The sequence below is a fragment of the Pseudomonas sp. LBUM1651 genome, from assembly GCF_059716135.1.
Window position 1 is genome coordinate 1,134,916 of record NZ_CP166805.1, and the last position, 17,093, is coordinate 1,152,008.

12 protein-coding genes and 1 pseudogene are annotated in these 17,093 nt (G+C 55.9%); 6 read left to right on the forward strand and 7 right to left on the reverse strand.

What is annotated here, in order from left to right; all coding sequences use genetic code 11:
• Positions 1-49: 49 nt before the first annotated feature.
• The 6 genes and pseudogenes from guaA (at position 50) to tadA (ending at position 9,152) form a co-directional block, all read left to right on the forward strand.
• On the forward strand, positions 50-1,627 hold the full coding sequence (guaA, locus tag ACA066_RS05215) for a glutamine-hydrolyzing GMP synthase (RefSeq protein WP_497698396.1): 1,578 nt from the start codon (positions 50-52) through the stop codon (positions 1,625-1,627).
• A 317-nt stretch (positions 1,628-1,944) separates the two neighbouring features.
• Positions 1,945-2,187, forward strand: a pseudogene (locus tag ACA066_RS05220) (Arm DNA-binding domain-containing protein); the annotation flags it as partial.
• A gap of 368 nt (positions 2,188-2,555) precedes the next feature.
• Positions 2,556-3,572: a glycosyltransferase gene (locus ACA066_RS05225; protein WP_497698397.1), complete on the forward strand. Its 1,017-nt coding sequence runs from the start codon at positions 2,556-2,558 to the stop codon at positions 3,570-3,572.
• Between the two features lie 837 nt (positions 3,573-4,409).
• Positions 4,410-7,121, forward strand: coding sequence for an AAA domain-containing protein (locus ACA066_RS05230; protein WP_497698398.1), 2,712 nt, complete (start codon positions 4,410-4,412; stop codon positions 7,119-7,121).
• Positions 7,122-7,287: 166 nt separating this feature from the next.
• Positions 7,288-8,664 (forward strand): multicopper oxidase family protein, encoded by a 1,377-nt coding sequence (locus ACA066_RS05235; RefSeq protein ID WP_497698399.1) that lies wholly within the window; start codon positions 7,288-7,290, stop codon positions 8,662-8,664.
• A complete protein-coding gene (tadA, locus tag ACA066_RS05240; RefSeq protein WP_497699807.1) occupies positions 8,664-9,152 on the forward strand; it encodes a tRNA adenosine(34) deaminase TadA in 489 nt (162 codons plus the stop codon). The genes ACA066_RS05235 and tadA overlap by 1 nt, the downstream gene beginning before the upstream one ends.
• Positions 9,153-9,161: 9 nt before the next feature.
• Here the strand turns inward: tadA and ACA066_RS05245 are convergent, their stop codons facing one another.
• The 7 genes from ACA066_RS05245 to lon form a co-directional block, all read right to left on the reverse strand.
• The gene (locus tag ACA066_RS05245; RefSeq protein WP_497698400.1) at positions 9,162-9,926 is read right to left on the reverse strand and encodes a retron system putative HNH endonuclease; all 765 of its coding nucleotides are present in this window, start codon (positions 9,924-9,926) and stop codon (positions 9,162-9,164) included.
• Positions 9,927-9,972: 46 nt separating this feature from the next.
• A complete protein-coding gene (locus ACA066_RS05250) occupies positions 9,973-11,217 on the reverse strand; it encodes an AAA family ATPase (protein WP_497698401.1) in 1,245 nt (414 codons plus the stop codon).
• A 148-nt stretch (positions 11,218-11,365) separates the two neighbouring features.
• Complete coding sequence (cmoB, locus tag ACA066_RS05255) at positions 11,366-12,322, reverse strand: tRNA 5-methoxyuridine(34)/uridine 5-oxyacetic acid(34) synthase CmoB (protein WP_497698402.1); 957 nt, start codon at positions 12,320-12,322, stop codon at positions 11,366-11,368.
• Complete coding sequence (gene cmoA / locus ACA066_RS05260) at positions 12,319-13,098, reverse strand: carboxy-S-adenosyl-L-methionine synthase CmoA (protein ID WP_497698403.1); 780 nt, start codon at positions 13,096-13,098, stop codon at positions 12,319-12,321. Before cmoA ends, cmoB begins: the two co-directional genes overlap by 4 nt.
• A 178-nt stretch (positions 13,099-13,276) precedes the next feature.
• The gene (locus tag ACA066_RS05265; RefSeq protein WP_497698404.1) at positions 13,277-13,912 is read right to left on the reverse strand and encodes a lysoplasmalogenase; all 636 of its coding nucleotides are present in this window, start codon (positions 13,910-13,912) and stop codon (positions 13,277-13,279) included.
• Between the two features lie 2 nt (positions 13,913-13,914).
• Entirely contained in the window at positions 13,915-14,307 is a 393-nt protein-coding gene (locus ACA066_RS05270) for a protease inhibitor I42 family protein (RefSeq protein WP_497698405.1), read from the reverse strand.
• Between the two features lie 216 nt (positions 14,308-14,523).
• The gene (gene lon / locus ACA066_RS05275) at positions 14,524-16,941 is read right to left on the reverse strand and encodes an endopeptidase La (RefSeq protein ID WP_497698406.1); all 2,418 of its coding nucleotides are present in this window, start codon (positions 16,939-16,941) and stop codon (positions 14,524-14,526) included.
• Between the last annotated feature and the right edge of the window lie 152 nt (positions 16,942-17,093).

Here is a 17,093-nt window from a genome sequence, read left to right on the forward strand (position 1 = left end):
CTTGCAGCTTGCAGCTTGCAGCTTGCAACTGCTTTTTGAGTTTTTCTCCATGTCCCTCGATATTCACGCTCACCGCATCCTGATCCTCGATTTCGGTTCCCAGTACACCCAGCTGATTGCCCGCCGCGTGCGTGAAATCGGCGTGTACTGCGAACTGCATCCGTTCGACATGGATGAAGAAGCGATTCGCGAATTCGCTCCAAAAGGCGTCATTCTCGCCGGCGGCCCCGAGTCCGTGCACGTAGCCGACAGTCCGCGCTGCCCGCAAGCCGTATTTGACCTGGGCGTCCCGGTCTTCGGTATCTGCTACGGCATGCAGACCATGGCTGAACAGCTGGGTGGCAAGGTTGAAGGTTCCGAACTGCGTGAGTTCGGTTACGCCCGTGTCGACGTGGTCGGCAAGAGCCGCCTGCTCGACGGCATCGAAGACCACATCGACGCCGACGGCCTGTTCGGCCTCGACGTGTGGATGAGCCACGGTGACAAAGTCACCAAGATGCCACAGGAGTTCCACATCCTGGCCAGCACCCCGAGCTGCCCGATTGCCGGCATGTTCGACGATGCTCGTGGCTACTACGGCGTGCAATTCCACCCGGAAGTGACCCACACCAAGCAGGGCGGTCGCATCCTGTCGCGCTTCATCCTCGACATCTGCGGCTGTGAAGCCCTGTGGACACCGTCGAAGATTGCTGAAGACGCCATCGCTCAAGTCCGCGCCCAGGTCGGCACCGACAACGTCTTGCTCGGCCTGTCCGGCGGCGTTGACTCCTCGGTGGTTGCCGCGCTGTTGCACAAAGCCATCGGCGACCAACTGACCTGCGTCTTCGTCGACAACGGCCTGCTGCGTCTGCACGAAGGCGAGCAAGTGATGGCCATGTTCGCGGAGAACATGGGCGTCAAGGTGATCCGTGCCAACGCTGAAGACCAGTTCCTCGACAACCTGGCTGGCGAAAGCGATCCAGAAAAGAAGCGCAAGATCATCGGCCGTACCTTCATCGACGTATTCGATGCCCAGTCCAACAAACTGGACAACATCAAGTACCTCGCCCAAGGCACTATCTACCCGGACGTGATCGAGTCGGCTGGCGCGAAAAGCGGCAAGGCTCACGTGATCAAGTCGCACCACAACGTGGGCGGCCTGCCGGAAGAAATGAACCTCAAGCTGGTTGAGCCCCTGCGCGAGCTGTTCAAAGACGAAGTCCGTCGTCTGGGCCTGGAACTCGGCCTGCCGTATGACATGGTCTACCGTCACCCGTTCCCGGGTCCGGGCCTGGGCGTGCGGATCCTCGGTGAAGTGAAGAAGGAATACGCCGACCTGCTGCGTCGCGCCGACCACATCTTCATCGAAGAATTGCGCAAGGCCGACTGGTACCACAAGGTCAGCCAGGCGTTCGTGGTGTTCCAGCCGGTGAAATCGGTTGGCGTTGTCGGCGATGGCCGTCGTTACGCCTGGGTCGTGGCCCTGCGTGCCGTGGAAACCATCGACTTCATGACCGCGCGTTGGGCTCACCTGCCTTACGAACTGCTGGAAACTGTTTCCGGCCGGATCATCAATGAAATCGAAGGCATCTCCCGCGTCACTTACGACGTGTCGAGCAAGCCGCCGGCGACCATTGAGTGGGAGTGATTGGGCGTCTGGCACTGACCGGCACCAATTAGCAATAAACACCCTGAAGCCCGCGTAATTGCGGGCTTTCGGCTTTTTGGGTCTGGCAAATTCTGGCAGCTCTGTGCATCACCAAGCACCGTGTTTGTGTGGCATGGTACGGGAGCATTGACTGAGCCCAATGCCATGCTCGGTGTTCGATACCATGTCGTCTCTGTAGGGGGGGCATGGTATCAAATCTCATCATCCTCCCGGTTTCATTGGGTTTCATTGGGTTTTCTTGCGGTCTTGGGGTGTTTTCTGAGCATGGTATTTTTTGAACGGAATCCGCGAGCGCCATGCTGACCGATACCAAGCTGCGTAATCTCAAACCGAAAGAAAAACTCTACAAAGTAAACGACCGCGATGGACTCTATGTGGCTGTCACGGCTGCGGGATCAATCTCGTTTCGCTACAACTACTCCATCAACGGCCGGCAGGAGACCGTCACGTTCGGTCGCTACGGGGTAGGTGGTATAGCGCTTGCGGAAGCCCGGGAGCGCTTGGGCGAGGCCAAGAAACTAGTTTCGGCTGGCAAGTCTGAGCCTTATAGCCTCCACGAATGCATTGAAAGTTGGTGATGCTTGCCAGTCGATTACTTCGTAGGCTAATGGATTAGTTTTTTTCAGAGCGGCGCACTAGAATACGCTATAAACATTAATAAATTTGTTGGATTTGGCGCGTATTCTGGCTATTGTAAGAGTTCGATATCGAGAAAATATCTGGAGAGTACCTGATGTCGCACACACTGATTTCGGCCGCTAATTCGAATGTGCTAAGTGTTATTCCTAGTGTGCGATTTTCTCGACAAGGAGATCAATTATTTCTTGATATAAAAGCGGTAGAGGGACTACGCTTGTACTCTAAACTGTGGCCTGGCCTGGTACGATGTCTTTTTAGGGGCGGGCCAATGACATCAATCAGTTTTGGGAAACTATATCATCCGAATGACCTCCCGTTCGAGGTTCATGAAATTGATGAAGATATATCGAAGTCCCGAGAGATTCTTGAAGATAGTTCAATTATTCTTGCGTCTGGTGATAACTTTCGTGATCTTTCAATACATAAAGCTACAAAAAGGCCGGTAGTGTTTGTCATAGAGTATGATTTGAATACAAGGCTCAGAATAATTAATCTTGAAAAGATTGTAATGTTTAAAAAGTTAAAATCGGCCGCTTGGAATTTAAAGACAGAGTTTATACGACGACGTGCGTTTCGAGATGCTGCTGGCTTGCAATCAAACGGCGTCCCCGCGCATCTTTCATATGGTTCTTTGACAAAATCATCACTTTTATATTTCGATAGCAGGATTACTGAAGATGACTCCATTTCTATGGAGGAAATTTCCGAAAAGAAAGCCACGGTGCTCCGTGGATCTCCCCTTCGGCTGGCTTTTTCCGGGCGATTGATTCGAATGAAGGGAGCGGATCATCTTGTCCCGATAGCTTTGGCTCTTGCACGTCGAGGTGTTAAATTCTCACTTGATATATATGGAGATGGCCCTCTTTCTGAGTCAATTAGGAATAGCATTCATAGTTCTGGAATGGAAAAATTTGTAATACTTCATGGGTCGGTGCCATTTTCCGAGAAGCTCGTACCGAGTCTTAAGTCAGATGTAGACGTATTTCTTTGCGCTCATACTCAAGCCGACCCCTCTTGTACGTACTTAGAGACGATGGGGTGCGGGGTTCCGATTGTCGGTTATAATAATGATGCGTTTGCTGGCGTATTAGCTCTTGGTGGTGGAGGTCTGGCTAGGCCTATGTGCAAGCCAGAGGAAATCGCCCAGGCAATTGTGGAACTAGATCACGATCGAGTGAGGCTTGCCTCTCTTATTGATGAGGCGGCAGCGCTTGCATCCAATCACACCTTCGAAAAAACGTTCGCGCGTCGCATTAATCATCTTCGATCCATTGCAGGAATATAAAGGTAAGGCACCGACTTTAAAGGTGTTTCAGATAATCGTGAAATTGGATGCAGGAAATCTTACTGCGCCTAATGATAATGTTTTTGCTGCAACTGAGCGCAGTAGGGATATCGGATCAACCTGCGCGCGAGGTCGACGGTCAGTTTTCCATGCAGCGTCGCGATCGAATTTGAGGCACGCTGTTCGGACCGAATGGACAGTCTTGCTGGATCGTGAACTGCAAGAATGGAAGGTGTTTCGGTAGGCGATCCGTCGTGTACACATCAAAGCCGCCAGTTGAAGCCTGACGCTGTGCTCCCGATTTCAATCCCGAACCATCAGCTATGATGCGGCCGGATGCAAAAGTGGAAAAAAGTGTAACTCTACCTCAAGCCTGTGGACTTCCGAAAGTCCATCGACGATCTGGCCGCGCCTCTCCGCGCCGACCCGGCCTATGCTGTTGAGCTTCTTGCCAAAGTTCGCGCTGATCCTGCCGAACTGGCTATTTTGTTGCGACAGATGGCCAGGGCGTTCGAGCAGGATCAGCGTGGATCCAGGGATGCTAAAGGTAAACTACAAAATAAATAAGTAATACATGGCATTTTTCATGGTATTGCTGGCTAAGGTTATAAACAGTAACTTTAAAACAATGGGTTTCTTTGTCTTGTCGATAATGGAGTGGGAATGAGTTAAACAGCAAGGGCGCCGTAAGGCGCCCTTGTTGCATCTGGTGCACCCACTGGGAGCTGGTGCCCGGCAAAGAGTGATGTCAAAGTAGTGTCATTCGCCGAATCACTCGATTTGGATTCCGACAACATGGATGTGTACAGGCTTTGAACGAGCCTGCGTAAGGGATTTATGGTTTCCATCAACGTGTGCGGTGTAGACAAGACCCGGCAGATCACTGACTGGACGATAAAAAGTGACAGGCGCGGTGGATTTTTGCTGACTTGCCACTATCCATCTGGCAGGAGTTTTCATAACCCGTTGGATGACTGCGAGGTCGTTCCTACTCGAGAGGTGAAAGACCAGCTACTGCGGAAAAAGGGCAGCTCAGTAACAAGCGCAATTGAGAGGGCTGTAATCTACGGTGAGAAATACGCTGTCATTCGGTATCCCGGGAATACGACAAATTACGTGTTCGAGATGGACGCTATCGAACTGGTTCCACCGACGGCGTTGAAGGACGAGCCGGTATTTCACTATTTTCGTTCTGTGGCCAATGCCCGAGTTGATCGAGCCGAGCCGAAGGACAAGCCGATCGCCGAAAATGTGTTGCGCCAGTTGGATGCAATAACTGCATGCGCTGACACGGCATTGCACGCCTACTGCTCTGGGCAGAACGGACGGCATGCACAAACGGGAGACTTCATCTTTCCTTTTGGTATCAATGAAAGCCAACTTCAAGCCGTCGAGCGGGCCTTTACCTCACAGATCAGTCTGATCGAAGGGCCTCCCGGTACCGGCAAGACCCAGACCATTCTGAACATCGTCGCCAATATCCTGTTGCGTGGAAAAAACGTGGCGGTAGTGTCCAACAACAATTCAGCAGTCGCGAATGTCTGTGAAAAACTGGGCAAGTCCGGGCTGGATTATCTTGTCGCCGAGTTGGGCAGCAAAGAGAACCGCGAGGCATTCTTCGCCAACCCTCGTCCTCGACCCTTGGCGATTCTCGAAGCTTCGCCCTCGATGGAGCGCATCCAAGTCGTTTTGCAGCAGTTGAAACAATATCTGCAGGTCCGGAACACGGTGGCGCAGTTGCAGATTGAAATCCATGAATTGGAGGTGGAGCGGGGCTATCTTCGGCAATGGCAGCAGGATAACGGCGTGCAGGCGCCCGTCGCCCTGGACAAGTACAAGCTCTCCCCGCAAAAGGCAGCCGACCTGATGGCTTACCTGACGCATCTTGCAGGCGACCGCGTCAGGATCAAGGACAGGATCGAGTTGCTGTTCAATTTCAGGATTTTGCGCATCAGGCCATTCGATAACTGGGAAAAGCGCAAATCGACCTTCTATGGCCTGCAGCTTCACTACTACGACAAGGCACTGCAGGAACGAAAAACGGCATTGGCCACTCATCAGGAGACGTTGCGACTCGGCAATTACCAGGCGCTGCTGGATGAGCTGACGAGCGCTTCGATGAAGTATCTCAAGCAGCATCTGCATCGGCATGTGCCGGACCCTGAACCCTTTGACGCCAAGACCTACAAGCGCAAATTCGACGAGTTCGTGAAGCGCTATCCAATCATCTCCAGCAGTACGCATTCGATCATCAACTCGCTTCAAGGCGGGGCGATGCTCGACTACGTCATTATCGACGAGGCCTCCCAACAGGACATCGTTCCGGGAATTCTGGCGCTGGGTTGTGCGAAGAACCTGATCATCGTTGGCGACAGAAAGCAGTTGGCGCACATTCCGGCAAAGCTGGGCATGGCGGCGCCCAAGGACCACTTCGATTGCGAGAAATACAGCCTGCTCGATTCGTGCATCAGTGTGTTCAAGGGTTCGATCCCGATGACGTTGTTGAAAGAACACTATCGTTGTCACCCGCGAATCATTCAGTTCTGCAATCAGCAGTTCTACGACAATCAGCTGGTTGCGATGACGCAAGACCGTGGGGAAAAGCCGTTGTCGCTGCTTGTTACCGCAAAGGGCAATCACACACGAAAGACAACCAACTTGCGAGAGCTGGATTCGCTGCTGGCGATGCTTGAAGGTGAAGGCGAAAGTTCATGGGAGGGAGAGGACGGAAGGGGATTCATTGCACCTTTCAGGGCACAGGCGACGCTTTCGGGCACGCTGTTGCCGGCTGATTTCGTCAATGACACCGTGCATAAATTCCAAGGGCGAGAGTGCAACGAGATCGTCTATTCAACCGTGCTGGACAAAAAGAGCAACACGCCGAAATTACTGGCTTTCGTGGACGATCCGCGCATGGTCAATGTGGCGGTATCCAGAGCCAAAAACCGCTTCACCCTCGTCACTGGGGACGAAGTTTTTACGGCGAACAACGGACCTGTCGCAGCGTTGGTGCGCTACATCGAATACTACGCCGAAGAAGGGCAGATGCACCGCGCGCTGGTGATATCGGCCTTCGACTTGCTCTACAACGAATACGACCAATCGCTCGAACGACTCAATGCGCGCTTGCGACGCAATGACTCCAAGTACAAATCTGAGCGGATCGTGGCGCAGATACTGCGAGAGACGCTGGTTCAGGAGGCGTGCCACGCTATCACGTTCCACTCGCAGATCGCGCTGAACCAATTGGCCTCGCCAACCAACGAAAGCCTGACGCCGCGGGAGCGATCATTCATGAACAACGGCGCCAGTTGTGACTTCGTGCTCTATTTCAAGGTCGGAAAAAAGCCGCTGGGTGTGATAGAGGTCGACGGGGGCAGCCATGACAAGCCGGATCAGGCCGAACGCGATGCCTTGAAAGACAGCATCCTGCGCAAGTGTGAAATTCCCTTGCTGCGCTTGCGAACCATCGAAAGCCGCATAGAACAACAGGTGGCCGTTTTTGTGATGCAGTGGGCAACCAGCGTTTCAAAGGAAATTGCGACATAGTTTGAACCGCAGGGGCGTCATGAGGCGCCCCTTTTCACCTCTGGCGGTCGTCGTTGGAGAGCGTGGCGCGACAATACTTCACTTAATCTTTCTCAATTGCAGGTGTATCGTATTCGCCTTTTACAGGCTCCCGGGCCTGTCGCTGATACGTGAGGTAGTTGAGTTCATGTCCTTTACCCGTCGCCAAATCCTCGGTGGCCTGGCCGGTCTTGTTGTCGTTGGTGTCGGAGCGGGGGGCGCGTCGCGGTACTGGCTGGGCAAGATGGCCGACGCCGATGCGGGCCATGACTATGAGCTGATCGCCGCGCCACTGGACGTCGAGCTGGTCGCCGGGCACAAGACCGAAGCCTGGGCGTTCGGCCCGTCGGCGCCGGGCACCGAGTTGCGCGTTCGTCAGGGCGAATGGCTGCGGGTGCGTTTCATCAACCACCTGCCGGTGGCGACCACCATTCACTGGCATGGCATCCGCCTGCCACTGGAAATGGACGGCGTGCCTTACGTCTCGCAATTGCCGGTGTTGCCGGGCGAATACTTCGATTACAAATTCCGCGTGCCCGATGCCGGCAGCTATTGGTATCACCCGCACGTGAACAGCAGCGAAGAACTCGGTCGCGGGCTGGTTGGCCCGTTGATCGTCGAGGAACGCGAGCCGACCGGTTTCAAGTACGAAAAGACCCTGAGCCTCAAGAGCTGGCACGTTGATGAAGAAGGCGCGTTCGTTGCCTTCAGCATTCCTCGCGAGGCGGCCCGAGGCGGCACGGCGGGGCGCCTGTCGACCATCAATGGTGTCTCGCAAGCGGTGATCGACTTGCCCGCCGGGCAGATCACCCGCGTGCGTCTGCTCAACCTCGACAACACCCTGACCTACCGGCTCAACATTCCGGGCATCGAAGCGCAGATTTATGCGTTGGACGGCAACCCCATTGAGCCGCGCCCGTTGGGCAAGGAGTACTGGCTTGGCCCGGGCATGCGCATTTGCCTGGCGATCAAGGCTCCGCCGGCCGGTGAGGAATTATCCCTGCGCAACGGCCCGGTTCGCTTGGGCACGTTCCGCTCCGTGGCCAACAACGACGCGCCAACCACATGGCCGCCCGCGCTGCCCGCCAATCCGGTGGCCGAGCCGGATCTGGCGAATGCCGAGAAACTAAACTTCAATTTCGAATGGGTCGGCTCGGTGTCGGTCAACGTCGACAACGGCAAGCCGCCAAGCCTGTGGCAGATCAACGGCAAGGCCTGGGACATCACCGACAAGACCTGCGCCGACCGCCCGATTGCCAAACTCGAGAAGGGCAAGAGCTACATTTTCGAATTGAAAAACATGACTCAATATCAGCACCCGATTCACCTGCACGGCATGAGCTTCAAGGTCATTGCTTCGAACCGGCACAAGGTCATTCCGTATTTCACCGACACCTATTTGCTGGGCAAGAACGAACGCGCACAAGTGGCGCTGGTGGCGGATAACCCTGGGGTGTGGATGTTCCATTGCCATGTGATCGACCACATGGAAACCGGCCTGATGGCCGCCATCGAGGTGGCATGATGCGTCAGATTCGTCCCGCCGCGATCATCGATCGCAGTCGTGATCGCGACTTCATGCGCGAAGCCCTGGCGCTGGCCGCTCAAGGCGCGGCGCTGGGTGAAGTGCCGGTGGGCGCGGTGCTGGTACAGGACGGTGAAATCATCGGTCGCGGCTTCAATTGCCCGATCAGCGGCAACGACCCGAGTGCTCATGCCGAGATGGTCGCCATCCGCGCCGCAGCGTTGGCGGCCAGTAATTATCGTCTGCCGGGCAGTACGCTATACGTGACGCTGGAGCCGTGCAGCATGTGCGCCGGGCTGATCGTGCATTCGCGGATTGCGCGGGTGGTGTATGGCGCTTTGGAGCCGAAGGCAGGGATTGTGCAAAGTCAGGGGCAGTTCTTCACTCAAGGCTTTTTGAATCACCGGGTGCTGTATGAAGGCGGGGTGTTGGCCGAGGAGTGCGGGGCGGTGCTCAGCGAGTTCTTCAAGGCCCGACGAAGCCGCTGAGCGCGTTGATCAACCTATGTAACCCGTACTCTTCAGGTGCGCTTCTGCATGGTTGCCCAAGTAATCACGAATGGCCGAGAAGAAGGCTGGCCAATGATGATTACTGTCTTTTATCAAAAAGGTTGAGGCTAAATAACTCCGTGCGTCTTCAAGAGATCTGCCGTTATCTACCAATAATTTTAATTGGTCATTAAGTTTGTCGAGAGCCGGCTTTCTGAGCTTACGCAAGCGGGGGCTATCCAGCTGAAGATTGTCTACAGTTGCCTTTGCCTTGGTAATGCAGACCGCGGCGGAATTACAGTTCGTTTCATTGACATGCATTCCACCAGTACTACGATCAAATTTAAATAAACAGTAATCGCTTGTGAGATTCAGCGGGTTCAGAATTACGGCGTCCCAATCGTTTTCTCCTTTTAGAACGTCACAGCTGTGCAAGGCAGTAAAGCGGCTCATCGCTTCAACCACGTCAGGTCTAGAACCTCCATGACAGACGGCCAGGAGATTTTGCCAATCGAGGTGCCAGTTCTTGGGGGCGGAGGCATCTGATTTTGGATGAAAGTGTTCTACACGAAAGTCAGCAACACCTGTGTGGTCTGCTGCTTTCAAGTTGATTTCGCAGTAAGCACATATTCCACTTTGATCGGTAGCCAGTTGACGCTGAACAGCTTTACGTCTGGCTGAGGATCTCTTGAAGTGATCCCAGGTTCGGGTTGGATTGGTGGTTACGTAATTCTTTAGTTCGTTAGGTTCCTGGTTCTTTAACGTGTTTTTCATGAGCGGCGATCCATTTCCTTCAGGCGAACATCCATGTCCAAGCGTATCAGCTCGGGCTCGTGACCAGCCCCCAATTATCGAGTTTCTGTTTAAGTGCCAGTCCATCCTTTGAATCCCATTTATCGTCGGCAACCAGCTGTTGGTATTTTTTCAGGTCACGGACTATCGCTATTTTTTCCGAACGGGATTCTGTGCCCAGTACGTCAGTCAGCATCTGTTGTGCTTCTGCACCCTCTGAAAACTCAACAAGATCCACGTGAGGTTTTCCGTCTTGCCAATCAATTATGCGTAATGATTCGGGTGGAACGGTACTGATCACTTGCGGACTATGAGTAGTAACAATGAACTGAACATCCGGAAAGGTGCGCATAAGGTCAGGAAGAATTTTTTGCTGCCAGCCAGGGTGCAAGTGCAGGTCGACTTCGTCTATGAGGATCACGCCTTCGGTGTCCAACGGATCGGTGGCTTGCGGATTGGCTTCGGCCATGCGCGCAGCAATATCCATAACCATTGCAATCGTGGTTCGATAACCGTCACTCAGCTGTTCGATACGCAACTGTTTGGTTATGCCCTCCACGTTCCAGTCGAGCATTAGCCCGGCAGGATATGCGCCACGAGGATTGCTGAAATCTGGCATTAGTCTACTGATTGCCATTCGTATGGCTCGCAACTCAGGTTGTTCAAAATCAAACGACCTCTGCGCTTTATGTTCGCGACTTTCACAGTCTTCCAGATGATAGAAGTACTCAATGAATCTCTTGAAGTTTGTTCGGCTTTGGAGGGCGCCATCAAAGGCATCAAATCGGTTAAAGCTGTTTTTGAAACCCTTCTTGCGCTGAGGAATATCGAATACGCCTCGTCCCGTTCCGTAGTAAATGAAAACTGGAAGTTTGTAAGGTTGTTTTTCGTTGGCAGCGTCAATAAAGCTGTCGGCGTACTCCGTCAGTGCTTTATGACCAATTGCTGGCGGAATCTGTGCAGCGGTTTTCTTTGTCTGATCTCTTTTTTCTGTGCGATCCCATTGCAAGCCATCGGTGCTTTCACAAAGAATTCGCATGTATGGGGGCTTGCTGCCATCAGGGTAGATCTGATAGTCCGCGTCACGCGGGCTTATGCCGGATACGCCAGGCAGCCTTGAAACAAAGAGTCCGAAAGCGGTCGCCAATGCGTCCAGAACGCTTGATTTGCCTGCGCCATTTCTAGCCACCAATACAGTTATTTTTTCGTCGAATTCAATCTTGAAATCAGCAAAGCGGCGGTAGTGTTTCAGTGTCAGCTGTCTGATTTTCACAGTACATATCCTTTCTGTGATGGCTACTTTCAATGAATGCCGATTTTTCGTTCACTTACCGATGCGCGTGAAAGTAGCAGAGTCTAACTACTCCGGTTAAGAAAATTCTTGTTTGCGCATTGAGCGACTCGCTCCTATGAGAGAGGGACTACTTTCTCGCCACAATCACCGCCCGCATCGGCGCCGGCAGCCCTTCAATCGTCTTGCTGTGATCTTCCGGATCGAGGAAATCGCTCAACGACTGATACTTCATCCATTCCGTCCCGCGCTGTTCCTCGACCGTGGTCACGCTCACGTCCACACAGCGAACATCGGTAAACCCGGCACGCCGCAACCAAAGCTCCAGCGCCGGCACCGATGGCAAAAACCACACGTTCCGCATCTGCGCATAGCGATCTTCCGGCACCAGCACCTGTTGCTGATCGCCTTCAATCACCAGCGTCTCCAGCACCAATTCGCCGCCCTTGACCAGGCAATCCTTCAGCGCCAGCAAATGTTCGATCGGTGAGCGGCGGTGGTAGAACACACCCATGGAAAACACCGTGTCGAAACCTTCAAGGTTCTGCGGCAGGTCTTCAAAAGGAAACGGCAAGTGCCAGGCATTGGGCTCGGACAAGTAGCGCTGGACCGCCTGGAACTGACAGAAGAACAGCCAGTTCGGATCGACGCCGATCACGCTGTCGGCACCGGCACCGAGCATGCGCCACATGTAATAACCATTGCCGCAGCCGACATCGAGGATGCGTTTGCCCTTCAGGTCCAGATGCGGTGCGACGCGCGACCATTTCCAGTCCGAACGCCATTCAGTATCAACGTGCACGCCGAACAGATCGAACGGACCCTTGCGCCACGGCGACAAACCCATCAGTGCCGTACGCATCTGCACGCGGGTTGCGTCGTCGCAAGCCGTGTCCAGCGTCAAACCGTTGAGCAGATCGACCTCGCTCGGCTGGATCTTCGGCAAGGCGTCCAGTGCACTTTGCCAGCGCTCCAGGTCGCCGTGACCCTTTTCCATTTTCTTGTCGAGTTGCGCTTGCAGGGTGTTGGCCCAATCGGCCAGCGGCGTGCCGGCCAGACGGCGGGCGAGAGGGGACAGATCAATCATGGCAAGGCAATCAACGAGGCAAAGTTAAGACACTGGAACCACGGCACGACTTTCGAGAACCCGGCGGCCAGCAGGCGCTCGCGGTGTTCTTCGAGGCTGTCGGGCTTCATGACGTTTTCGATGGCGCTGCGCTTCTGGGCGATTTCCAGCTCGCTGTAGCCGTTGGCGCGTTTGAAGGCGACGTGCAGGTCGGTGAGCAGTGCGTGTTCTTCGGGGTCGTTGAAACGCAGCTTTTCCGAGAGGATCAACGCACCACCGGGCAACAGCGACTGGCGGATGCGCGAGAGCAACGCGGTGCGCTGGTCGGGGGCGATGAATTGCAGCGTGAAGTTCAGTGCCACTACCGAAGCTGGCTGGAATTGCAAAGCGAGGATGTCGCCTTCGATCACTTCGACCGGCAACAATTCCTGGAACATCGAGTCCTGGCCGTTGAGGTATTCGCGGCAGCGCTCGACCATCGCCACGGAGTTATCCACAGCGATGACGCGGCAGCCATCGGTGCGTACATGACGGCGCAACGCCTGGGTCACGGCGCCGAGGGACGAGCCGAGGTCGTAGAGCACGCTGTTGGGCTGGGCGAATTGCGCGGCGAGCACGCCGAGGTTTTCAACGATGGTCGGATAGCCGGGTACCGAACGCTTGATCATGTCCGGGAACACTCGCACCACGTCCTCGTTAAAGGCGAAGTCGGGCACCTGGGCCAAAGGCTGGGCGAAAAGGCGATCGGATTCTTTGCTCACGGCGGTTCCAGCGGTGTAGGTGGAAAAGGCCGGCATTTTAGCCAACTTGGCGCGGGGATGCGCGGGTTGTCTGATAAACCGGGCGGACTCACCTCGGCTAAAGGGAAGAAACACCATTGTGGCGAGGGAGCTTGCTCCCGCTGGGTTGCGAAGCAGCCCCAAATCTGGCGAGCGCTACGCACTCGAGCGGGAGCAAGCTCCCTCGCCACAGGGGTCAGCGTTGTTCTTGAGAAAACGCCGACGCCGCAATCCCCCATTGCCCCAACCAGTAGCTGAGAATGATCACGTAAGGTGCGGCATGAAACGGCGCGACAAACCGGTTGATGCCAATCACGCTGTCCGAGAATACAAACGCCAAGGCACCCGCCGCCGCCAGCAACGCCGAGCGTTTCGGCACATCGGTATCCAGGCGAGCCAGTGCCCGCCAAAGCATCGCACTGATGGCCAAGCCATAGACAATCACCGGGATCAGCAGCGGGCCCAGACCATTGGCAATCAAAATCCCCAACAGCACCGCGCCGACGCCCAGCGCGAGGATCAATGGCAACACCGCCAACCGCCGGCAATCACTCAAATACGCTTTCAGATACGCAAGATGCGCGACCAAAAAAGCCCCGAGCCCGAACACAAACAAATCCCCCGGCCACGCCAGCAACACATCGCCGAGCAGGGAAAAAATCAGGCCCAGGCTGATCCAGCGCCGATATTCGCTGGGCGGCGCGTCGTGCAGCCACCCGAGCAAGGCCAGCACGGGCAGCGGTTTGACCAGCAGGCAAAGCAACGCGGCATGCACGCTCAGGCCGTAGAGAAAAGTCACCGCGCCCATCAGCGCCAGAATCAGCCAGCCCACGATCAGTTAACCGAAATCGCGCAGTCGAAGGTTTCCACCGCCGGTACTTCCGGGGCCCAAGGCTGTTGCGAAGTCAGGCGCAAGCGCCCCGAACCGGCGCCGAACGCCTGAAAGCGCCAGGTCGACACACCGGCCGCGCCCACGACGCCGGCGTCTTCCGGGTTTCGATAAACCTCCGGCCCCATTGAACGCAACACGCCACCGGCCGAATCCTGGATCGCCCAGCGGTAACCCGTGGTCGGGTTGCTCGGCAGGGTCAGGATGAGGTTTTGCCCACTGTTCATTTTCACCGGGCATTCGCTTTGTTTTTCCACGGTCACGTTCTGCTTCGGTTGCGTGGCGCACGCGGCCAGCAAGGCGAGGGCGAGGGGGACAAACAGGCGGGTGGGGGACATAGGGGCAGCGGCTCCGGCATTCACGACGAACGGCGAGCATAACTGAAGATGAGACAAATTGTGACGGACAACGGGATCGATGTCGTTGTCAGTGCTGACGCCTTCGCGGGCAAGCCTCGCTCCTACAGATTGTGTGTTTCACCAAAATGGGTACGACACATAACCGTAGGAACGAGGCTTGCCCGCGAAGGCGATCTTGCAGGCGCTACAGGACCGTCAGAACAGAATCTTCGCCACATCCGCAAAACGCTTGGCGAAATGCACGGTGATCCCTTCTTTCAGATAGTCCGGCAATTCATCAAAACTCCCACGATTCGGCTCGGGCAGAATCAATTCAAAGATCTTCTGCCGTCGCGCCGCGATCACTTTCTCGCGCACCCCGCCAATCGGCAATACATGCCCGGTCAGCGTCAGTTCGCCAGTCATGGCTACGCCTTTTTTCGGCGGTTGGTTCCGAGCCAGGGACAGCAAGGCGCTGGCCATGGTCACGCCGGCGCTCGGGCCGTCTTTCGGGGTGGCGCCTTCCGGTACGTGCAGGTGGACGAAAGCTTCGTCGAAGAATTTCGGATCACCGCCAAACGATTTCAGGTTGGAGCTGACGTAGCTGTAGGCAATTTCCGCCGACTCCTTCATCACGTCGCCCAGTTGCCCGGTGAGTTTGAAACCCCGGTTGAGCGTGTGAATCCGCGTCGCTTCGATCGGCAGGGTTGCGCCGCCCATGCTGGTCCAGGCCAGGCCTGTGATCACACCGGTACCCGACAGTACTTGCTCGTTGCGGAACACCGGATGGCCGAGTGAGTCTTCGAGGTCTTTTGGCGCAATTTTGATCACCGCTTTCGGTTCGTCGATCAACTTCACCACGGCTTTACGTACCAGTTTGCCCAGTTGTTTTTCCAACTGGCGCACCCCGGCCTCACGGGCGTAGCCATCGATCAGGGCTTTCAAGGCACTGTCACTGATGGCCAGGCTGCCTTTCGACACGCCGGCCTTCTCCAGTTGTTTCGGCCACAGGTGACGCTTGGCGATGGCGATTTTTTCTTCGGTGATGTAGCCCGACAGGCGAATGATTTCCATCCGGTCCAGCAGCGGGCCGGGGATCGAGTCCAGGGTGTTGGCGGTGCAGATGAACAGAACTTTCGACAGGTCCAGACGCAGGTCCAGGTAGTGGTCGAGGAATTCGACGTTCTGTTCCGGGTCCAGGGTTTCCAGCAGCGCCGAGGCCGGGTCGCCCTGGTAGCTCTGGCCCATCTTGTCGATCTCGTCGAGCATGATCACCGGGTTCATCACTTCGACGTCTTTCAACGCCTGCACCAGTTTGCCCGGCTGCGCGCCGATGTAGGTGCGGCGGTGGCCCTTGATCTCGGCTTCGTCGCGCATGCCGCCGAGGCTGAAGCGATAGAACGGTCGGCCAAGGGATTCGGCGATGGATTTGCCGACGCTGGTCTTGCCCACGCCCGGCGGACCCACCAGCAGCACGATGGAGCCGCTGATCTCGCCTTTATAGGCACCGACGGCGAGGAATTCGAGGATGCGGTCCTTGATGTCATCAAGGCCGGCGTGGTGTTTGTCCAGCACCTTGCGGGCGTGCTTGAGGTCGAGTTTGTCCTCGCCGTACACGCCCCACGGCACCGAGGTCGCCCAGTCGAGGTAGTTGCGGGTGACCGCGTACTCCGGCGACCCGGTTTCGAGGATCGACAGTTTGTTCATTTCCTCTTCGATGCGTTTCTGTGCCTGCGCCGACAAGACCTTGCCCTCCAGGCGTTGTTCGAACTGCTCGATGTCGGCGCTGCGGTCGTCCTTGGTCAGGCCCAGCTCTTGCTGGATGACCTTCAGTTGTTCCTTGAGGAAGAACTCGCGCTGGTGCTCACCGATCTTGCGGTTCACTTCGGCGGAAATCTCTTTTTGCAGACGCGCGACTTCGACTTCCTTGCGCAGCATCGGCAGGACTTTTTCCATGCGCTTGAGCATCGGCACGCAGTCGAGCACTTCCTGCAGCTCGCTGCCGGTGGCCGAGGTCAGGGCGGCGGCGAAGTCGGTCAGGGGCGACGGATCGTTGGGGCTGAAGCGGTTGAGGTAGTTTTTCAGCTCTTCGCTGTACAGCGGGTTGAGCGGCAGCAGTTCCTTGATCGCGTTGATCAGCGCCATGCCGTAGGCCTTGACCTCGTCGGTGGGCTCGGTCGGCTGGTGCGGGTATTCGACTTCCACCAGGTACGGCGGGCGATGGTGCTTGAGCCAGGTGCGGATGCGCACGCGGGTCAGGCCCTGGGCGACGAATTGCAACTTGCCGTTTTCGCGGCTGGCGTGGTGCACCTTGACCAGCGTGCCGTAGAGCGGCAGGGCCGAGGTGTCGAAATGACGCGGGTCTTCCTGGGGCGTGTCCATGTAGAACAGGGCCAGGGAGTGGTGATCGGATTTGCTCACCAGATCCAGCGTTTCAGCCCACGGTTCTTCATTGACGATGACCGGCAGCACTTGGGCCGGGAAGAACGGGCGATTGTGGATCGGGATGATGTAGACCTTGTCCGGCAGGTTCTGGCCGGGCAGGGCGAGGCCTTTGCCGGTGGAGTGGTGTTCGGCGTTCTCGGGGTCGGCGTACTCGCTCGGGTCTTCGGGGAATTCTTGCTGGTCGCTCATGGGGCACCTGCGCAAAGGGGTATGGGTCTTAGATGGGGCAGGTGGGGGGTGGTTTCAATGGCAGGGGGTATTTCGTGATGTGTGTTCAGGTTTTTGACAGGGTTTGAGATTTTCAGCGTTTGTCAGGGCTACATCGCTGGCAAGCCAGCTCC